This window comes from Solibacillus cecembensis (assembly GCF_050272495.1).
In the GTDB taxonomy this organism is placed as follows: Bacteria; Bacillota; Bacilli; order Bacillales_A; family Planococcaceae; genus Solibacillus; species Solibacillus cecembensis.
The window spans coordinates 106,036-122,803 of record NZ_JBNNMF010000010.1 but is presented as its reverse complement, the minus strand read 5'-3'; the positions used below and the strand labels follow the sequence as shown (position 1 = coordinate 122,803).

General features: G+C 35.3%; 15 protein-coding genes and 1 riboswitch. Of the genes, 14 read left to right on the top strand and 1 reads right to left on the bottom strand.

Translation table 11 applies throughout. The features are described 5' to 3' along the window. Positions 1-3 precede the first annotated feature (3 nt). The 12 genes from ACQKIH_RS10890 to deoD all read left to right on the top strand — a co-directional run bounded on the left by ACQKIH_RS10890 (position 4) and on the right by deoD (position 12,224). Positions 4-792, top strand: a complete 789-nt coding sequence (locus ACQKIH_RS10890) for an MBL fold metallo-hydrolase (protein WP_057986477.1) — start codon at positions 4-6, stop codon at positions 790-792. A gap of 191 nt (positions 793-983) precedes the next feature. Beyond that, a complete protein-coding gene (locus ACQKIH_RS10885) occupies positions 984-2,261 on the top strand; it encodes a S1C family serine protease (RefSeq protein ID WP_057986475.1) in 1,278 nt (425 codons plus the stop codon). Between the two features lie 161 nt (positions 2,262-2,422). Beyond that, entirely contained in the window at positions 2,423-2,587 is a 165-nt protein-coding gene (locus ACQKIH_RS10880) for a CxxH/CxxC protein (RefSeq protein WP_083493685.1), read from the top strand. 90 nt (positions 2,588-2,677) lie between these two features. Further along, entirely contained in the window at positions 2,678-3,157 is a 480-nt protein-coding gene (rlmH, locus tag ACQKIH_RS10875) for a 23S rRNA (pseudouridine(1915)-N(3))-methyltransferase RlmH (RefSeq protein WP_427765862.1), read from the top strand. Between the two features lie 1,195 nt (positions 3,158-4,352). After that, positions 4,353-5,528: a methionine adenosyltransferase gene (metK, locus tag ACQKIH_RS10870; protein WP_427765860.1), complete on the top strand. Its 1,176-nt coding sequence runs from the start codon at positions 4,353-4,355 to the stop codon at positions 5,526-5,528. Then, positions 5,528-7,024 (top strand): aminotransferase class I/II-fold pyridoxal phosphate-dependent enzyme, encoded by a 1,497-nt coding sequence (locus tag ACQKIH_RS10865; RefSeq protein WP_427765857.1) that lies wholly within the window; start codon positions 5,528-5,530, stop codon positions 7,022-7,024. Before metK ends, ACQKIH_RS10865 begins: the two co-directional genes overlap by 1 nt. Further along, positions 7,021-7,455 (top strand): adenosylmethionine decarboxylase, encoded by a 435-nt coding sequence (gene speD, locus ACQKIH_RS10860; RefSeq protein WP_082332640.1) that lies wholly within the window; start codon positions 7,021-7,023, stop codon positions 7,453-7,455. The genes ACQKIH_RS10865 and speD overlap by 4 nt, the downstream gene beginning before the upstream one ends. Then, a complete protein-coding gene (gene speE, locus ACQKIH_RS10855) occupies positions 7,455-8,309 on the top strand; it encodes a polyamine aminopropyltransferase (RefSeq protein WP_427765855.1) in 855 nt (284 codons plus the stop codon). The genes speD and speE overlap by 1 nt, the downstream gene beginning before the upstream one ends. Next, complete coding sequence (gene speB, locus ACQKIH_RS10850; RefSeq protein ID WP_427765920.1) at positions 8,302-9,159, top strand: agmatinase; 858 nt, start codon at positions 8,302-8,304, stop codon at positions 9,157-9,159. The genes speE and speB overlap by 8 nt, the downstream gene beginning before the upstream one ends. Before the next feature lie 909 nt (positions 9,160-10,068). Next, positions 10,069-10,287: an RNA polymerase sigma factor gene (locus ACQKIH_RS10845; protein ID WP_152982963.1), complete on the top strand. Its 219-nt coding sequence runs from the start codon at positions 10,069-10,071 to the stop codon at positions 10,285-10,287. Between the two features lie 164 nt (positions 10,288-10,451). Further along, positions 10,452-11,105 (top strand): SIMPL domain-containing protein, encoded by a 654-nt coding sequence (locus tag ACQKIH_RS10840; protein WP_057986459.1) that lies wholly within the window; start codon positions 10,452-10,454, stop codon positions 11,103-11,105. Between the two features lie 399 nt (positions 11,106-11,504). Beyond that, positions 11,505-12,224 (top strand): purine-nucleoside phosphorylase, encoded by a 720-nt coding sequence (deoD, locus tag ACQKIH_RS10835; protein ID WP_427765851.1) that lies wholly within the window; start codon positions 11,505-11,507, stop codon positions 12,222-12,224. Between the two features lie 286 nt (positions 12,225-12,510). Here the strand turns inward: deoD and ACQKIH_RS10830 are convergent, their stop codons facing one another. Beyond that, positions 12,511-13,194, bottom strand: a complete 684-nt coding sequence (locus ACQKIH_RS10830; protein ID WP_427765848.1) for a trimeric intracellular cation channel family protein — start codon at positions 13,192-13,194, stop codon at positions 12,511-12,513. Between the two features lie 315 nt (positions 13,195-13,509). On the opposite strand from ACQKIH_RS10830, the gene ACQKIH_RS10825 reads away from it, so the two are divergent. Further along, entirely contained in the window at positions 13,510-13,854 is a 345-nt protein-coding gene (locus ACQKIH_RS10825; protein WP_427765846.1) for a Na-translocating system protein MpsC family protein, read from the top strand. A gap of 433 nt (positions 13,855-14,287) precedes the next feature. After that, a riboswitch (cyclic di-GMP riboswitch) is annotated at positions 14,288-14,399 on the top strand. Between the two features lie 202 nt (positions 14,400-14,601). Then, positions 14,602-16,653 carry a methyl-accepting chemotaxis protein gene (locus ACQKIH_RS10820; RefSeq protein ID WP_427765843.1) on the top strand — a complete coding sequence of 684 codons (2,052 nt, stop codon included), beginning with the start codon at positions 14,602-14,604 and terminating at the stop codon, positions 16,651-16,653. Positions 16,654-16,768: the final 115 nt, after the last annotated feature.

Genomic DNA, 16,768 nt, shown 5'->3' with positions numbered 1-16,768 from the left:
CGAATGCGATTTAGTGTTTTAGCAAGTGGTAGTTCAGGGAATGCCATCTATGTCGAAAATGATGAACATTCCTTTTTAGTAGACGTAGGTTTAAGTGGGAAAAAAATGGAGCAGCTATTTGCAAAAATTGATCGAGATATGAAAGATTTATCCGGCATTTTAGTAACACATGAGCATAGTGATCATATTAAAGGTTTAGGTGTCGTTGCTCGAAAACATAAGATTCCCATTTTTGCGAACGCACAAACATGGAATGCAATGGACGGATTAATAGGCAATATTCCAACTGAATTACGCTTCCATTTCGATATGGAAACAATGAAAACTTTTGGTGGCATGGATATTCAATCATTTGCCGTTTCACATGATGCCATAGATCCTATGTTTTATACGTTTAATCAAGATGGACGAAAGCTTGTTGTCATTACCGATACAGGCTATGTCAGCGACCGTATGAAAGGTCATATTGCAGCAGCGGATTCTTATGTATTTGAAAGTAATCATGATGTCAGCATGCTACAAATGGGGAAATATCCTTGGAGCATTAAGCGCCGTATTTTATCGGATGTAGGGCATGTTTCAAATGAAGATGCAGCTGTGGCAATGAGTGAAGTGATTGCAGAAAAGCCAACTCAAATTTATTTAGCCCATTTAAGTAAAGATAACAATATGAAAGATTTAGCACGTATGAGCGTTACCCAAACATTGCAGTCTTGTGGTGTGATTACTGGGGAATATGTGAATTTGCACGATACAGATGCAGAGGAACCAACGATGCTTATAACCGTGTAAAAGCGGGAAAAGAACTTTGTGAAATTATGCAAAGTTCTTTTTTTGTTGGGCAAGCTATACTATTCTAAGGAAAATACTATAGGAAATGAAAACTTTAGTTATTTTTTAAGTAGGATTTAAGTAATTTTCATCTAATTTTAATGTTTTATGTGTATTCTAACAGTAAGCAAAATAGTGAAAGGATGATTAAGATGAATCATTTCCCAGAGGACGAACAAAAATCCACGATTAATGATAGAGCAACAGAATTAGAAGAGCGTTTAAAACGTGAAGAAATAGAGAGACAGCAGCGATTACACAAGAAAAGTAATAAAGGCGGCAGTAAAATCGGCTATTTTATTTCAGGGTTGAGCGGTATTGTTGTAGGCGCATTATTAGTATGGTTACTCCTGCCATCACTTGCAGGTCAATTACCTGGTACGAATGCACCTGAAAACAAAACTTCGACAATTGACCAAACAGCAACAGAAGTAAAGTCGGATGTCGTAACAGCGGTTGAAAAGGCTTCGAGTGCTGTTGTAGGAATTACAAATATACAAGAGGTTATGCCAAACTTCTGGAATCAAAGTTCAAATACAACACAAGAAGTTGGCAGTGGTTCGGGTGTTATTTATAAAATAGAAGGTGACCGTGCATTTATTATTACGAATCATCACGTAGTAAACGGGGCAAAGCAGTTAGAAGTAACGTTAGAGGACGGTTCAAAAGTTGCAGCTGAAAATGTAGGTAGCGACATTTGGACAGACTTAGCAGTCATTTCAATTCCAAGTAAAGGTATTCAAACGGTAGCAACATTTGGAGACTCAGATGTATTGAAACAAGGGGAAACGGTTATTGCTATTGGGAATCCACTTGGCTTAGATTTCTACGGTTCTGTAACAACAGGTGTAGTATCAGGTAAAGATCGTTCAGTACCAGTAGATTTAAATGAAGATGGTGTAGAAGATTGGTCAACAGATGTTTTACAAACAGATGCAGCAATCAATTCGGGGAACTCAGGTGGTGCCTTAATTAATATTGCTGGTGAATTAGTCGGAATTAATTCCATGAAAATTGCTGCTTCATCGGTAGAAGGTTTAGGCTTTGCGATTCCAATTAACTCAGCAATTCCAGTTATTGAAGAGCTTGAAAAAACAGGTGAAGTAAAACGTCCATCAATCGGTATTTCACTAGTTGATTTAACAGAAGTACCGGCTTATTATCAACAACAAACATTACAATTGCCAGCAGAAGTGACAAATGGCGTTGTCATTACACAAGTTGTGCCAGGTTCAGCAGCAGATAAAGCGGGCTTAAAACAATATGATGTCATTATAGATATGGATGGACAGAAAATTGATGGGGCAATTGCACTTCGAAAACATTTGTATAATGAAAAAGAAATGGGCGATACATTAAATATTAAAGTGTATCGTCAAGGGAAAATAGTTGAAGCAGAATTAGTATTAACAGATAGTGCACAATTGTAACTGTGGATAACTGAAAAGGCTAGAATTAATGAATGACGGGTAGAAGGAAAATAGCTTTCCTTTGCTACTCGTTTTTTCTTTGTTACAATGGATTGTGGATAACATTGTGTGAATTGTGCATAAGTTTGTGGAAATTTCTGAATAGAAAGAAGGTATGAAAATTGCAAAAATATAGCTGTGAAACCCATATAGATCACGCTTTAGATATGCACGTAGCAGAAACGGGAGAGTTCCCAATGATGAATTTATTGAACGAAGAAGAAAAGTTATCAACAGTTTGTTCTTACTGTGAAGAGCAGGCAACATATATTGTATCAAGTAAATAACTTTACACAATATATAGGGAATGCATGTGGATATGTGGATAACTTTTGTGGATAACTTGTTTGTAAACGGAAAGTAAAGGTGGATAAGTTGTGAATATTACGGTTGTTTCAGTTGGAAAACTAAAAGAAAAGTATTTAAAAATGGGAATTGATGAATATGTAAAGCGCTTAGGCAGCTACGCAAAGATCGAAATTGTCGAAGTCGCGGATGAAAAAGCACCAGAACAATTAAGTGAAGCTGAAATGGAGCTTGTAAAAAAGAAGGAAAGCGAGCGCATCTTAGCTAAAATAAGCGACGGCACTTATGTAATCGCCCTCGCATTAGATGGCAAAATGAAATCAAGCGAGCAAATGGCAGCAGACCTCGATTCTCTCATGACATATGGTAAAAGTAAAGTCGCTTTTGTCATCGGCGGCTCACTAGGTCTACATGATGATGTATTAAAACGCGCGGATGAAAAATTGTGCTTTGGCAAGATGACATTGCCGCATCAGTTAATGAAGTTGGTTTTGATTGAGCAGATCTATCGGAGTTTTAGGATTATTAAGGGAGAACCGTACCATAAGTAAGTGCGATTTTTTGATTGAGTTATATAATAATTTTCTTAGTATACATGTTTGTTGTTATGTAAATGAAGTCTTTATTACTAAAAATACAGGATAACTCTACAATTTAACGGGGATTCGTATAAAGGATTATTAAATGATTTTCTGGACTTTGAACACGATTCGAGTAAATTTTGGCGATTAATCGCAAATCGTATAGGGGTACCATATGAGTGGCCAATTAAAATTGATCATGCGAATGGACCTATTTACATGAGACAACATGAATTTGATGTAGAACCAGATACAGAAGAAGAAGTGTAAATAAAGGCATTTTCATACGGAAAAGCTGTGGGAAGAAGCTAATATTTCGATATCTTTTAGACGGAATTAAAAACCCCACATAGACCAGTCGCTTACAACTGTATTATCAGTTAGTACAATTTTTCCAAAATAGAAAATATGAAAAGGTATGTGAATAGAGATGTTTGCATGCCTTTTTAGATGAGGTGGATTCCAAAGGGTAGTTATATTTGAGAATCCCCTCGATGAAAGATAAAGACAGTTAAACATAGAAGAGTTCTTTTATGAAGGCTTCTCTACTTTTTTGAATAAAAGGATCATCATAACTTTATTATAACTGTCCTGGAATATTATTCGGAATTATAGAAATTTAAATAATTTCTATAAATAAAAGAATCTAAAAATGCCTATATCTTTTTTGTTAATCTGAAATTTTGTTGATTACGACTTGTTATTTTGACGCATATTTTTACAAAATTTATAGGAGTTCATTCTATTATAAATAAAAAATCTTCATGTGAATAATTATGCGTTTCGTATAATAAATATACTGATTTTACATAATGCTGTATTTAGTATTTTTTTTGTGAAAAGAGTAAATGAATTAATTTTCATAGAGATTAATCACCAAAAAATATTAAAAAATAAATTGACACTCAAATATTTATGACTTAATATGAGTCTCAGCATAATAATATAGCTCTTATTAATAACCGTTGAGACGAGGGGTCGAAGATACGGTGGCCAAACAATTTAGTTCAAGTTGAATTAAATCCAGTGGGCCGAACCTGAGCACAAATTTACTTTTGTGAACAATAAGAGGAACAGCAGATGATAACTTTCGAAGCTTTCCTTAAAATTGGGTGAGCTTTTTTTTTGTGCCCTAAAACTATAATTTTGTTAGGAGCAGTGAAAATTGTCAGAAAAAGTATTATTCACATCGGAGTCTGTATCGGAAGGACATCCAGATAAAATTGCAGACCAAATTTCAGATGCAGTATTAGACGCAGCATTATCACAAGATCCGCTATCACGTGTGGCATGTGAAGTATTCACAACTACAAACACGGTAATTGTTGGTGGAGAGATCACAACAAAAGCAGAACTAGATATCGAAAAAATTGCCCGTGATACCCTAATTGGCATTGGTTACACAGATGATAAGTTCGGTATTGATGGTCATAACTGTAATGTACAAGTTTTAGTACACACACAATCTCCTGATATCGCAATGGGTGTTGATTCCTCAAGCGATACAAAAGAAGTTGGTGCAGGTGATCAAGGTATTATGTTCGGGTTTGCGACTAATGAAACTGAAAACTATATGCCTTTAGCAATCGAAATAGCGCATATGCTTGTAAAACGTGCAACTGAGCAACGTAAAAATGGTCAATTCAAATGGGCTCGCCCAGACATGAAATCTCAAGTAACAATTGATTATACAGACAGTATGCAGCCTAAAATTGATACTGTTTTAATGTCAATACAACATAATGATGATTTTGACCATGTAGCATTCATTGAGTACGTTACAGAAAACGTAATTAGAGCTGTTGCGAAGCAATTTGGTATGAATGAAGACTTCCGCATATTAATTAATCCAACTGGTCGCTTCGTAGTAGGGGGACCACACGGAGATGCTGGTTTAACAGGACGTAAGATTATTGTTGATACTTATGGCGGCGCAGCTCGTCATGGTGGTGGCGCATTTTCGGGTAAAGACTGCACAAAAGTTGACCGTTCGGCGGCTTACGCAGCGCGTTACGTTGCAAAAAATATTGTTGCAGCAGGCTTGGCAGATAAATGTGAAATCCAATTATCCTATGCAATTGGTGTAAGTGAACCAATTAGTATCGCTTTAGAAGCATTTGGTACAGAAAAAGTAGCGAAAGAAGAAATTTTAATAGCGATTCGTCAATTATTCGACTTAACTCCAACTGGCATTATCAACATGCTAGATCTACGTAAACCACAATATCAACAAGTAGCGGCTTATGGTCACTTTGGACGTAGTGATGTAAACGTAACTTGGGAAAAAACAGACAAAGTTTCGGAAATAGAGCAACTATTAGCAGTTGCTATGGAACAATAATGCAATGCGTGCAAGATCGAGTGGCTACAGAGGAATTTTTAGTCACACAAGATCGCATGCCATTATTTGAAGCTTTAGTTAACTATGCTAAACAAGACGTTACGCCGTTTGATGTACCTGGACATAAAATGGGGCTAGAAACAAACCCTTTAAAATGGACCCTAGGAGAAATGACGTTAAGAATGGACGTCAACTCGATGAAAGAGCTTGATTTATTAAGTCATCCGGAGTCAGTTATTAAAGAAGCGCAGCAATTAGCGGCACAAGCATTTAATGTAGATTACACTTACTTTTTAGTAAATGGCACTTCTGTCGGTATTCTGGCGATGATTTTAGCGACATGTAAACCAGGAGATACAATTATCGTACCTCGTAACTGCCATAAATCAGTGATGAACGGCATTATATTAAGTGGAGCAAAACCAGTATTTATCCAACCTGAAGTGGATCAACATTTTGGTATTGCACATGGCATTTCAGTTGAAAATGTAATATTGGCACTTGCAGAGAATCCACAAGCGACAACTTTACTTGTAACGTACCCAACATATTTTGGTTCAATGAATACACTGCAAGAAATATGTAAGCTGGCACATGAACAAAACGTAACAGTACTTGTAGATAGTGCCCATGGAGCACATTTAACATTTTTACCTAATGCAAATGATGCAATAAGTGCTGGTGCAGATGCAGTAACGATTAGTATGCACAAAACGGGTGGTTCATTAACGCAAAGTTCGCTTCTTTTACTACAAGAACAACGAATCGATTCGAAGCATTTGCAAAAAGTATTAAATATGCTTCAAACGACGAGTGCCAATTATTTATTAATGAGTTCTTTAGATGTAGCAAGACGTGATTTAGCATTGTTTGGACAGCAACGTTATAGCAAATTAAAGCCAATTGTTGATGCGGCAATTGTTGAGATTGAAAAAAATTCAAGCTATGAAGTACTAAAAGCTGAATACGTACAACAACACTTTAATCAGTCCTATGATTGGACGAAACTTGTTATTCGTGTGAACGATATTGGTTTAACTGGTTTTGAAGTTTACGAAATAATGAAACAACAATATGGCATTCAATTAGAACTTGCTGAAGGCTACGTCATAATGGCAGTCATTAGTCATGTTGATACGAAAGAAACAATTGAAAAATTAGTACAGGCGTTAAAACATATAGAATTTAAACATGCTAAAAAAGATGGGATTCAGTCAGCTCATGTGACAGCGAGTCAAATAAATATTTTAGCAATGACACCGCAACAGGCGTGTAATGCAAAAACAGAAACAATATCAATTTATAATGCGGTAGGTCGAATTAGTGCAGATTCATTAATGATTTATCCACCAGGAATACCACTAATAATCCCCGGAGAAGTTATTTCAGAGGACGTAGTAGAATTATATGACTTCTATTTTCTTAATTTTGGGAATGTTCTGATTGAAACGAAAGAAAAAAATCACATCACGGTCGTAAGGGAGACAAATAAATGAGCATTGAATTATCAACATTAGGTAGACACGTATTAATTGAATTTTATGGTTGTCCAAGTGAAATTATTGAGCAAAATGCTTTAATTGAGCAGTTTATGAATGAAGCTGCAGATTATTCTGGGGCAACAATTGTAGAATCATGTTTCCATCATTTCAATCCTTATGGCGTTTCAGGTGCAGTAATTATTGCTGAATCACATTTAACGATTCACACTTGGCCAGAATACGGATTTGCTTCAGTAGATGTTTACACTTGTGGTGACTCAGTGAGCCCTTGGAAGGCAGCAGAATATTTAGAGCAAAAACTACAAGCGAAAAAGACAGAATCATTTGAAGTACCTCGTGGAATGGCAGATAAAATTCGCCAATTTGCAGAACAAAAAATTGATACGATTCTAGTGAAACAAGAAGTATTAGAGGGCGTGATTTAATGAAATGGTATACAGAACAATGGAGTGATCACTGTAGATTTTCCATTGGATATAGCGAAGAAATTCATAGTGAGCAATCTCCGTTCCAAAAAATAGATTTTTATAAAGGTGAAGAGTTTGGTACTTTCTTCACTTTAGATGGATTGATGATGGTCAATGAAAAAGATGAATTCGTTTATCACGATATGATTACTCACCCAGCATTCGCTACCAACCCAGCTATTAAAAAAGTATTAATTATCGGCGGCGGTGACGGTGGTACTGCTCGTGAAGTTTTACGCTACAAATCAGTAGAAAAAGTAGTAATGGTTGAAATCGATGAGTTAGTATTCCGTTTAAGCCAAAAATATCTTCCAATTACAGCAGCAGGTGTTGAAGAAGATTCACGTATGGAAATGATTTTCGATGACGGCTTAGCTTACGTACAAAATGCTGCTGATCACTCATTCGATTTAATATTAGTAGATTCAACTGATCCAATTTCAGTCGGTGAAGGTTTATTTACAACAGCTTTCTATAAAGAGTGCTACCGTGTATTAAATGAAAAGGGAATTTTAATTAACCAACACGAATCACCATACTTTGCTGAGTATGCAGAAAACATGCGTAAAGCACATAAAAAGATTAAAGGGATTTTCCCAATCGCAAGTGTATATCAATTCCATATGCCAACTTATCCATCAGGGCACTGGCTATTCGGATTTGCTTCTAAAGCATTACATCCAATAAAAGATATTCAAGTAGAAGCCTGGGACAAATTTGGGCTTAAAACGAACTATTACAATACAGATTTACATGTTGGTGCATTCGCACTACCTACATTTGTGAAAGAGGCGCTTGATCGTGATGAATAAACCTTTAAACGTTAGCACTTTTATTGGTTGTGAAAGTGACTACTCTAATTCAGAAATCGTATTATTCGGTATTCCTTTCGACGGAACAACTAGTTTTCGTCCGGGAACTCGCTTTGCAATGCAAGCAATTCGTCCGGATTCATACGGATTAGAAACTTACTCTCCATATTTAAAGAAAGATCTTGAAAATTGTACGATTTACGATGGTGGCGATTTAGAAATGCCATTAGGAAATACGCAAAAAGCGATGGAGACGATTTTAGAATATACACGTGGTTTAATTCAAGATAATAAAAAATTCTTAATGGTTGGTGGCGAGCACTTAGTAAGTTTCCCGACAATCCAAGCAGCATATGAAAAATATCCAGATTTACACGTAATTCATATCGATGCCCATACAGATTTACGCGATGAATTTTTAGGTGAAAAACTTTCACATGCAGCAGTTATTCGTCGGTGTCATGATTTCTTAGGAGACGGACGCATTTTCCAATTTGGTATTCGTTCTGGAACTGAACAAGAATTTGATTGGGCAAATGAACATACGTACTTAGAGCCATTCTATTTAAATACTGTAAAAGATATCGTTGAGAAACTTCGTGATGTACCCGTATACATTACAATTGATTTAGACGTTTTAGATCCAAGCGTTTTACCGGGTACAGGTACTCCTGAGCCAGGGGGGATTACGTACCGAGAATTATTAAATGCAATCGGGTACTTTCAAAAATTAAATAATATTGTGGCAGCAGATGTGGTAGAATTATCGCCTCAATACGATCCATCTGGCGCATCAACAGCGGTAGCGTGTAAAACAATTCGTGAAATGCTGCTGACTTTAGCTAAATAAGTATAAATAACTAAGCATTCGAAGTGATAAACTTTTAATGCGCATCTGGCAATATTTTTTGGCGATTGACGTAAAAAACTACAACTGCCGGAATTGCTGAAGGAATTGAGTAATTGGCAGAAATAATTGAAATCCCCCTAGGTCGGAATTTGCGACTTAGGGGGATTTACTTGTTGGGATATTATGGGTAGATGAGTGCATTTTTCAAATATGGGAGTGAAATTAACCACATATATCGAAATACGTTATTTAGGACTAAACTTTGACGACGCGTGACAATATAAATTTGCTACCTATGATCTGGCGAACCGTATCATAAGTAAGTGCGGTTTTAATTTATTGAGTAAGAAAATATAAAATTTCGCAAAAGGTAACATTGAAAATGCTATTATTTACGTTTATGGCAAAGCGCTTTTGTTCATGGTTTTAATTGATAGCCCCTAAAAATTTCATGGAAACAAAAAAATGCAACATCTCACAAGGAGATGTTGCGGTAGAATTCTTTGTTCCTGAAGAACTCTAATGGGTTTGGCACCCAATAATGCTAATTTGTTTAATCTGAAATTACCATTATTCAGTGTCAATACTTGTTGTTTACTACTTAATTAGTATAGCATAGCAATCTGTGAAATAATAATTAATTATGTATTCCGTGTATACGTTACACAGAATACATAAAATTGAAGACACATTCGATTTATGTTTAAGCGTTGTATAAAAATCGCACTTAAGCCTATTACGAAGAACCGTAACATAAGTAAGTGCGATATTATCGGCATGTTCTTGAGCAAGCGCATATATTATTAATCATTAGCTAGACCTATTCAGATAAAATGAATAAGTCTATTTTTTTGCAAAATTTGAAGTGCTTTAACATCTAGCTAGTTATTTAAGTAAAGAGGGGAAGATATGGACTTTGAGGAAATCTATCAAGCATATTTTCATGATTTTTATTTTTATATGAGATCACTGGAGTCAGATGAAAATATTGCAAAAGAAATTACACAAGAAACATTTTTTAAGGCACTAAAGTCCATTCACCAATTTGACGGCAAAAAAGATATACGAGCATGGCTGTTTACAATCACAAAAATACATATTTTACGCATAATTAATAAATTCACATGAGCATAGTTTTTATACATAGCAACACTGTAATATTGAATAAATCTAAATACTTCCTCCATTAACTCTTTAACAAGCAAGGGTAAAAAAGTAAATATTGATACGAACAATTACCTAGTCAAAGCGCATAGTATATTGAATAACAATTACACGAAAGGCGGAATCCATTGTATCATCCACAATTTCAATTTCAACCATCTAATGTTTCACGTGAAATGACCGTGATAGGGAATGGAGAAATAGTAGCGCAGCCTGAGTATGTTCAAATTCAGATAGAAGTACGTACAGAAGGAAAGGATGTCAGTCTAGCTCAACAAGAAAATGCCATAATTATGAATCGCGTCATTGATTCACTCGTGGCGTTAAATATTCCAAGAGAGGAGATCCAAACAACTGTCTATACAATTTCTCCTAACTACGATTATATTGAGGGAAGACAGGTGTTCAGGGGCTTTGAGGTGCAAAATGCAATTACTGTTAAAATAACGGAGATTAGTCAAGCGGGTATGGTTATTGATACAGCTATACAAAATGGGGCAAATCATGTTTCAGCTATTCAGTTTAAAATTGAAGATTCAGATGCTTATTATCAACAAGCTCTTAATTTAGCACTAGTTAATGCAATGGGGAAAGCCAAATCCATGGCTGAAACGATGCATATTCCATTGCAACTAATACCAATTGAGATTATTGAAGAGACCCATAATGTTACACCTGTTTCTTATAAGGCGGTTCAAATGAGTAATCAGGAATTTATAACACCTATTGAACAGGGAAGAATCTCTATTAATGCCTCTGTTCGAGTTAAATTTCGATTTTAATGTAGCATATTCTAAACTAATCCCCCTTTGACCGTGATTTGGTAGAGGGGGATACTGTTAATCGTTATTTTACGTAAAATGAATGGAGTTTTTTATGATCCATAATTCTTAGTGAACCGAGTGTTATAGTATTAATTTGTTCTATGGAGAACCGTACTGTAAGTAATGCATATATAAAGTGATAGGTAGTGAACATTGTATGGGAATTAAATATATACTTGAAAAAGTTGTGAATTAGAGCAGAAAGCTATCAATTTTGAAAAGTTTATGCTTGATATTTCCGGTTATAATAAATACTATAAGTAGACCAAAAATTTTATTAAAGGTAAGTCTCACTTGATAGAAAAAACCTCTATTACAAAAGACATAGCTTAATAATAATATTAAGGAGAGAATCAAATGAAAAACAATGAATTAAAAGAAACACCACATATTAAGCCAAATGGGGTAGAAATAGCAGAAACTATACTTTTACCAGGAGATCCACTTCGTGCAAAGTTTATAGCTGAAAACTTTTTAGAAAAACCTGTTCTTTTTAATGAAGTTAGAGGTATGCTTGGGTACACAGGCGAATATAAAGGAAAGAAAGTTTCTGTTATGGGCACCGGTATGGGCGCACCAAGCATGGCGATCTATTCATGGGAACTAATCAATGTTTTTGGAGTTAAAAATTTAATTCGTATCGGTTCATGTGGGGCTATGCAAAATGATATTAAGTTATATGATATTATACTTGCTATGGGAGCAGCAACAAATTCTAATTATGCACATCAATTCAATCTTCCAGGTCAATTACCAATTACAGCATCTTATGAATTATTAGAGAAAGCTAAGAAAATAGCTGATGAAAAGAATTATAAGGTTCATGTAGGGAATGTACTATCTAGTGATGTTTTTTATAATGCTGATGAAACCGTAACAGAAAAGTGGGCTAAGATGGGAATATTAGCGGAAGAAATGGAAACGACAAGTTTATATTTAAATGCTGCTAGTGCTGGAGTTAAAGCATTAACAATTTTAACAGTAAGTGACCATATGATTACACATGAACAAACAACACAAGAAGAGAGACAAACTTCATTTACAAAGATGATGGAAATAGCGTTAGATTTAGTATAAGTAATAGGAGTCATATGAGTTATTACTTATAGAAAGCACATAGTCTACTTTATTAAAGAAGTATCAAAACAACCTTGATACTTCTTTTTTCAATTTTATATAAAGGGATTACTGTAATATCGTTAATTATGGAATGGAGGGATTTTGGTTATTCCCTAAAATCCGAACACCCTTCTGTATTTGGCTAGTTGAACCGAGTACAAAACGATAGTTCAGTGAGATAACGCACTGGACAAAAAATAGTATATAGAAAATCGAATCTCGAAAGGAATTGGCGCTTAAACGATTACTTCCCATTTTTATAGCTAGACTTTCCAACAGCTTTCTTAAAAAGTAATCTGAAGTTTAAAGGCATCCGAAATTCACTTCTCTCATCATTATGACAGGGCAGGGGAAGCCTCCAATTATAGTGAATGGCAGACATCCGGATTATGATTACAATAAGGACGGTAAGTGTGAGCTCAAGGGGAGAATCCCATCCAAGCCAAATAGAGAGTGCACATAAAATTGTTAAAATGGCATGAATTTCTTCCTTCAATGCCAGTGGTTTTCGACCTGCGATAACGTCCCGAATCATTCCGCCACCCACACCAGTAAATAACGCTGCTAAAATCATCACGCCTAAATCATTGGAAAAAACTTCGCTGGCTAGCATTGCTCCTTGAAGAGCGAAGGAAGCAAGTCCAATGGAATCAAAAAATAATCCCCAGCGTCTCCAATGATCAATCCACTTTAGTGGGATTAATACGATGATTGTCAATGTGATTAACACCGTTAAAATAGCAGAATGCTCCCAAAGTTCCGTAGCAGGAACCCCAATAATTACATTTCGAATCAGTCCTCCCCCAAAAGCTGTAATAAAGCCTAATGCGTATACCCCGATAAAAGAAAATCTCGTTTCAAGAGCAATGAATGCTCCAGTTGCTGCATAAGAAATAATGCCGATATAATGTAGGACAATCCAAGACATACTTTAAAAACCCCCTTATTATTTTTAGAAGGAAGTGCAAGTTAAATTTCTACACAAAAAAACTCCACCACAAGAAGTCTTGTAAAAAGACCTTGTAGTGGAGTAATCAATTAGCAATACCTACTAATGAATCAATCCATTATTGAAAAACCAAAATAGCGTTCTAACAAAAAAATTATTAGAATTCCATTTAAAAGAGTGGCTAAATTATGTGCATTTCTTCCATTATACTATTCTGTTTAAAAAGAACATAGAGGGTAATTTAATTTTCCTACAATTTTGATGTATAGTTTTGAATAAACAGGGGGCGAAAACATGAAGAAAAGGGAAACGGCATTTAATGAAATTGTACGAAAGGTTCGTAAAGAAATCTATGGAAAAGGACCGGAGAGAATCCACACTCATTTCGTGGAGAATATGGCTGTCACTACTATGTATGGCATTCTAACACCAACTGAAAAATTTATCATACAAGCTGAAGAAGGTAAAAAAGTAATTCATAATGCTAGAACTCAAATGATTCAAGAAGTGTATAAGGTGCAAGTCCCTGAAGGAATGGAAGAGCTTGTCGATTCAAAGCTACTTCATTTATTTTCTGATATAAAGGTTGAAGAGGATATGGCTGTATCGGTCTTTATATTTGAAAAGCCAATCGTATAGAAACTTTTGAATTTTACGCAACTGAAGTTTTTGTAAAAAAGTGAGAATGCGAGGGCTTCATTTAGCTGTGTTATGGAGAACTGTATTACAAGTAAGTGCGTTTTTTATGAATGTTATTAGTATCTAGTTAGTGACCATTTTGTTAATGTCAACAAAATGGTCCGACTTGGTTCTAATGCAGAACGTGAAATAGAGGACATTATACTATCAAGATACGTTTGTTATTTAGTTGTACAAAATGAAGATCCCACTAAAGAAGTTTGCTTGTAATTTAAACCTCTATATATAGCGAATAAAAACCACCACCACAATACTTTTGGACTATACTTATACGTCATATATCACAGATTAATGGCTAGTATTTGTTAAATTTCCTTGAATTTTGTAGAGCAACATGAGATTATAAGTGGGTGTGATTTTAAACTAAAGCTATAGAAGTTAAAGGCAAACTGTTCCGAAAGGGCAGGACGCAAAGCCTAGGATCTAAAGTTTAGAGGACTATCAAAAGTCCTTTAATCATAAACAATGATCGCCTGGTTACCGAATTTATGAGTTACTATATATAAATTCCTTGGCTACTCTATATTAAATAGATTAGCCTTTTTGAGTGTTTAAAACTACCTGGCAATAGGGAAAAGTCATAGCTAGAAAGAATTAAGAGATTCTAAAAATTACCGATTTAAAAGCTTTAAAGCAATAGCAGTCTAAGCTTAAGCTACTATTAATTAAAAGGAGAGGATTGTAGAAATGGATAAGAAAAGATTTTCGTTCAAGGCAAAATTATTAGTTCTCTCTTTATTACTATCATTAGTACCGATAGTTCTTATTGGCGTTACAGTTAATAAAATAGTTAGCGAAAAAACTAAGGATGATTACATTAGTTTCAGCGAGAAAGAAATTAAACAGGTGGACAATGGAATTGCGCTCTATTTTGAAACGATTAGGGAAAATGTTAATTTATTGGCGAATGACCGTTTCGTTGTAGATGCCGATTCAACGATTACTTCCTATAAAGATATTGCAGGAGAAGGTTCAATCGATATGACCCCTTCAGCAAATGGGGAGAAGGAGAAAGCTATTTTCGATGTGTTTTCTCGTTTTAGTGATAGTCATCCTAAAGCTCCTTATATTTATATGGGTACATCGGATGGTGGCTATGTCCAATATCCAGAAGGTCCCGTGCCAGCTGGTTTTGATCCTCGAGACCGCCCTTGGTACAGCGCAGGTATTGAAGAACCAGGGAAAGTAAAATTAACAAGTGCCTATGCAGCAACGGGGATAGAGGGAATTATCGTAAGTAATGTCGTTTCAATTGAAAAAGATGGAAAACAAACTGGTGTGTTAGGTTTAGATGTAAGTTTGGATGGCTTAACAGATATAATTAAGGAAATCAATATAGGTAAAGATGGTTATGTAATTCTTGCACAAGAAGATGGAACAATCCTTGCACATCCAAAAAATTCTGAATTGAATTTCCAACCAATTTCTTCATTAAATATCCCATCATTAGATTTTTTCGAGGAAGATGGCTTATTTGAAACTGAATTAGATGGCGAAGACTATATGTTAAATACAATTTCTTCTGAAATTGAAGGGTGGAAGTATATTGCTGTCATCAAGAAAGCTGAAATATTAAGTACAGCGACTTTCATACGAACAATGCTTTTCGTAATAGGTGGAGTTATTGCCATTCTTGCTGTAATCGCTTCTATTATTATGAGTTTACGTATAACGAAGAGAATTAATAGTATTAGTGATGTATCTTTAGCGATGTCTAAAGGTGATTTAACTCAACAAGTCACGGTAAAGGTAAATGATGAAATTGGGGATATGGGCAAGAATTTCAATACGATGTCAAACAGTTTAAAAGAAACGATGCAAAAAATTGCGCATGAATCTCAACAATTATCCGCTACATCCGAAGAGCTGGCAGCATCTTCAATCCAAAATCAAACAGCTTCTAATGAAATATCTGAATCGATTCAACTTGTTGCTACTGGAGCGGATGAACAGGATGCCGCTATGAAAAACGCAGTAGGTATTATCAATGAAGTGATTAAGCATGTAGATGATGTGACAGTGAGTATGGGCAACGTAAAAGATTCGATTCATTATTCAACGGAAACGGCCAAGCAAGGTAGTGATGTCGTTGAACAAACGGTAAATCAGATGAGTGAAATTGATAAAAATGTGAGCTCATCTGCTGAAAAAATTAGCATGTTAAACGAAAAATCCAATGAAGTTAGACAAATTAGCTTGATGATACAGTCTATTTCAGAGCAAACGAATTTACTAGCTTTGAATGCTGCAATTGAAGCGGCAAGAGCGGGTGAACATGGAAAAGGATTTGCAGTAGTAGCAGATGAAGTTCGAAAACTTGCCGAGCAATCTAGCAACTCCGCATTGCAAATCAATGAAATTATTCAAGATATCGGAAAAGGTATTGAAGATTCAATGGGCCTTGTCAATCTAGGGGTAAATTCAGCAAAAGAAGGTATGAAGCTTGTGAATGAAAGCGGGAAAGCGTTTGGAGAAATTAAAGATTCCATTCTCGCGGGTACAACAAAAATTACTGAGGCTAGCATAGCAATGGAAAACATGAAAAATCATATAGCTGAAGTAGTAGTTCACATAGAAAAAGTTTCAAAGACGAGTATAGAAGTAAATAATTATTCACAAAACGTCGCGGCATCTTCTGAAGAAATGAGTGCTTCAATGGAAGAGGTTTCAGCAGTTTCTCAAGAGTTAGCTCGAATGTCAAGTGAATTGGAAATGGCCGTGCAGCAATTTAAATTGTAATTTACGGCAATAAAATATATAAATGATTTAGGCTTGTTGTAAGTGTTCTATACTTATGACAAGCCTTTTTTATGTGTCTCTTCCCATTAAAATGGGCAAAACACTAAGAAAGTCT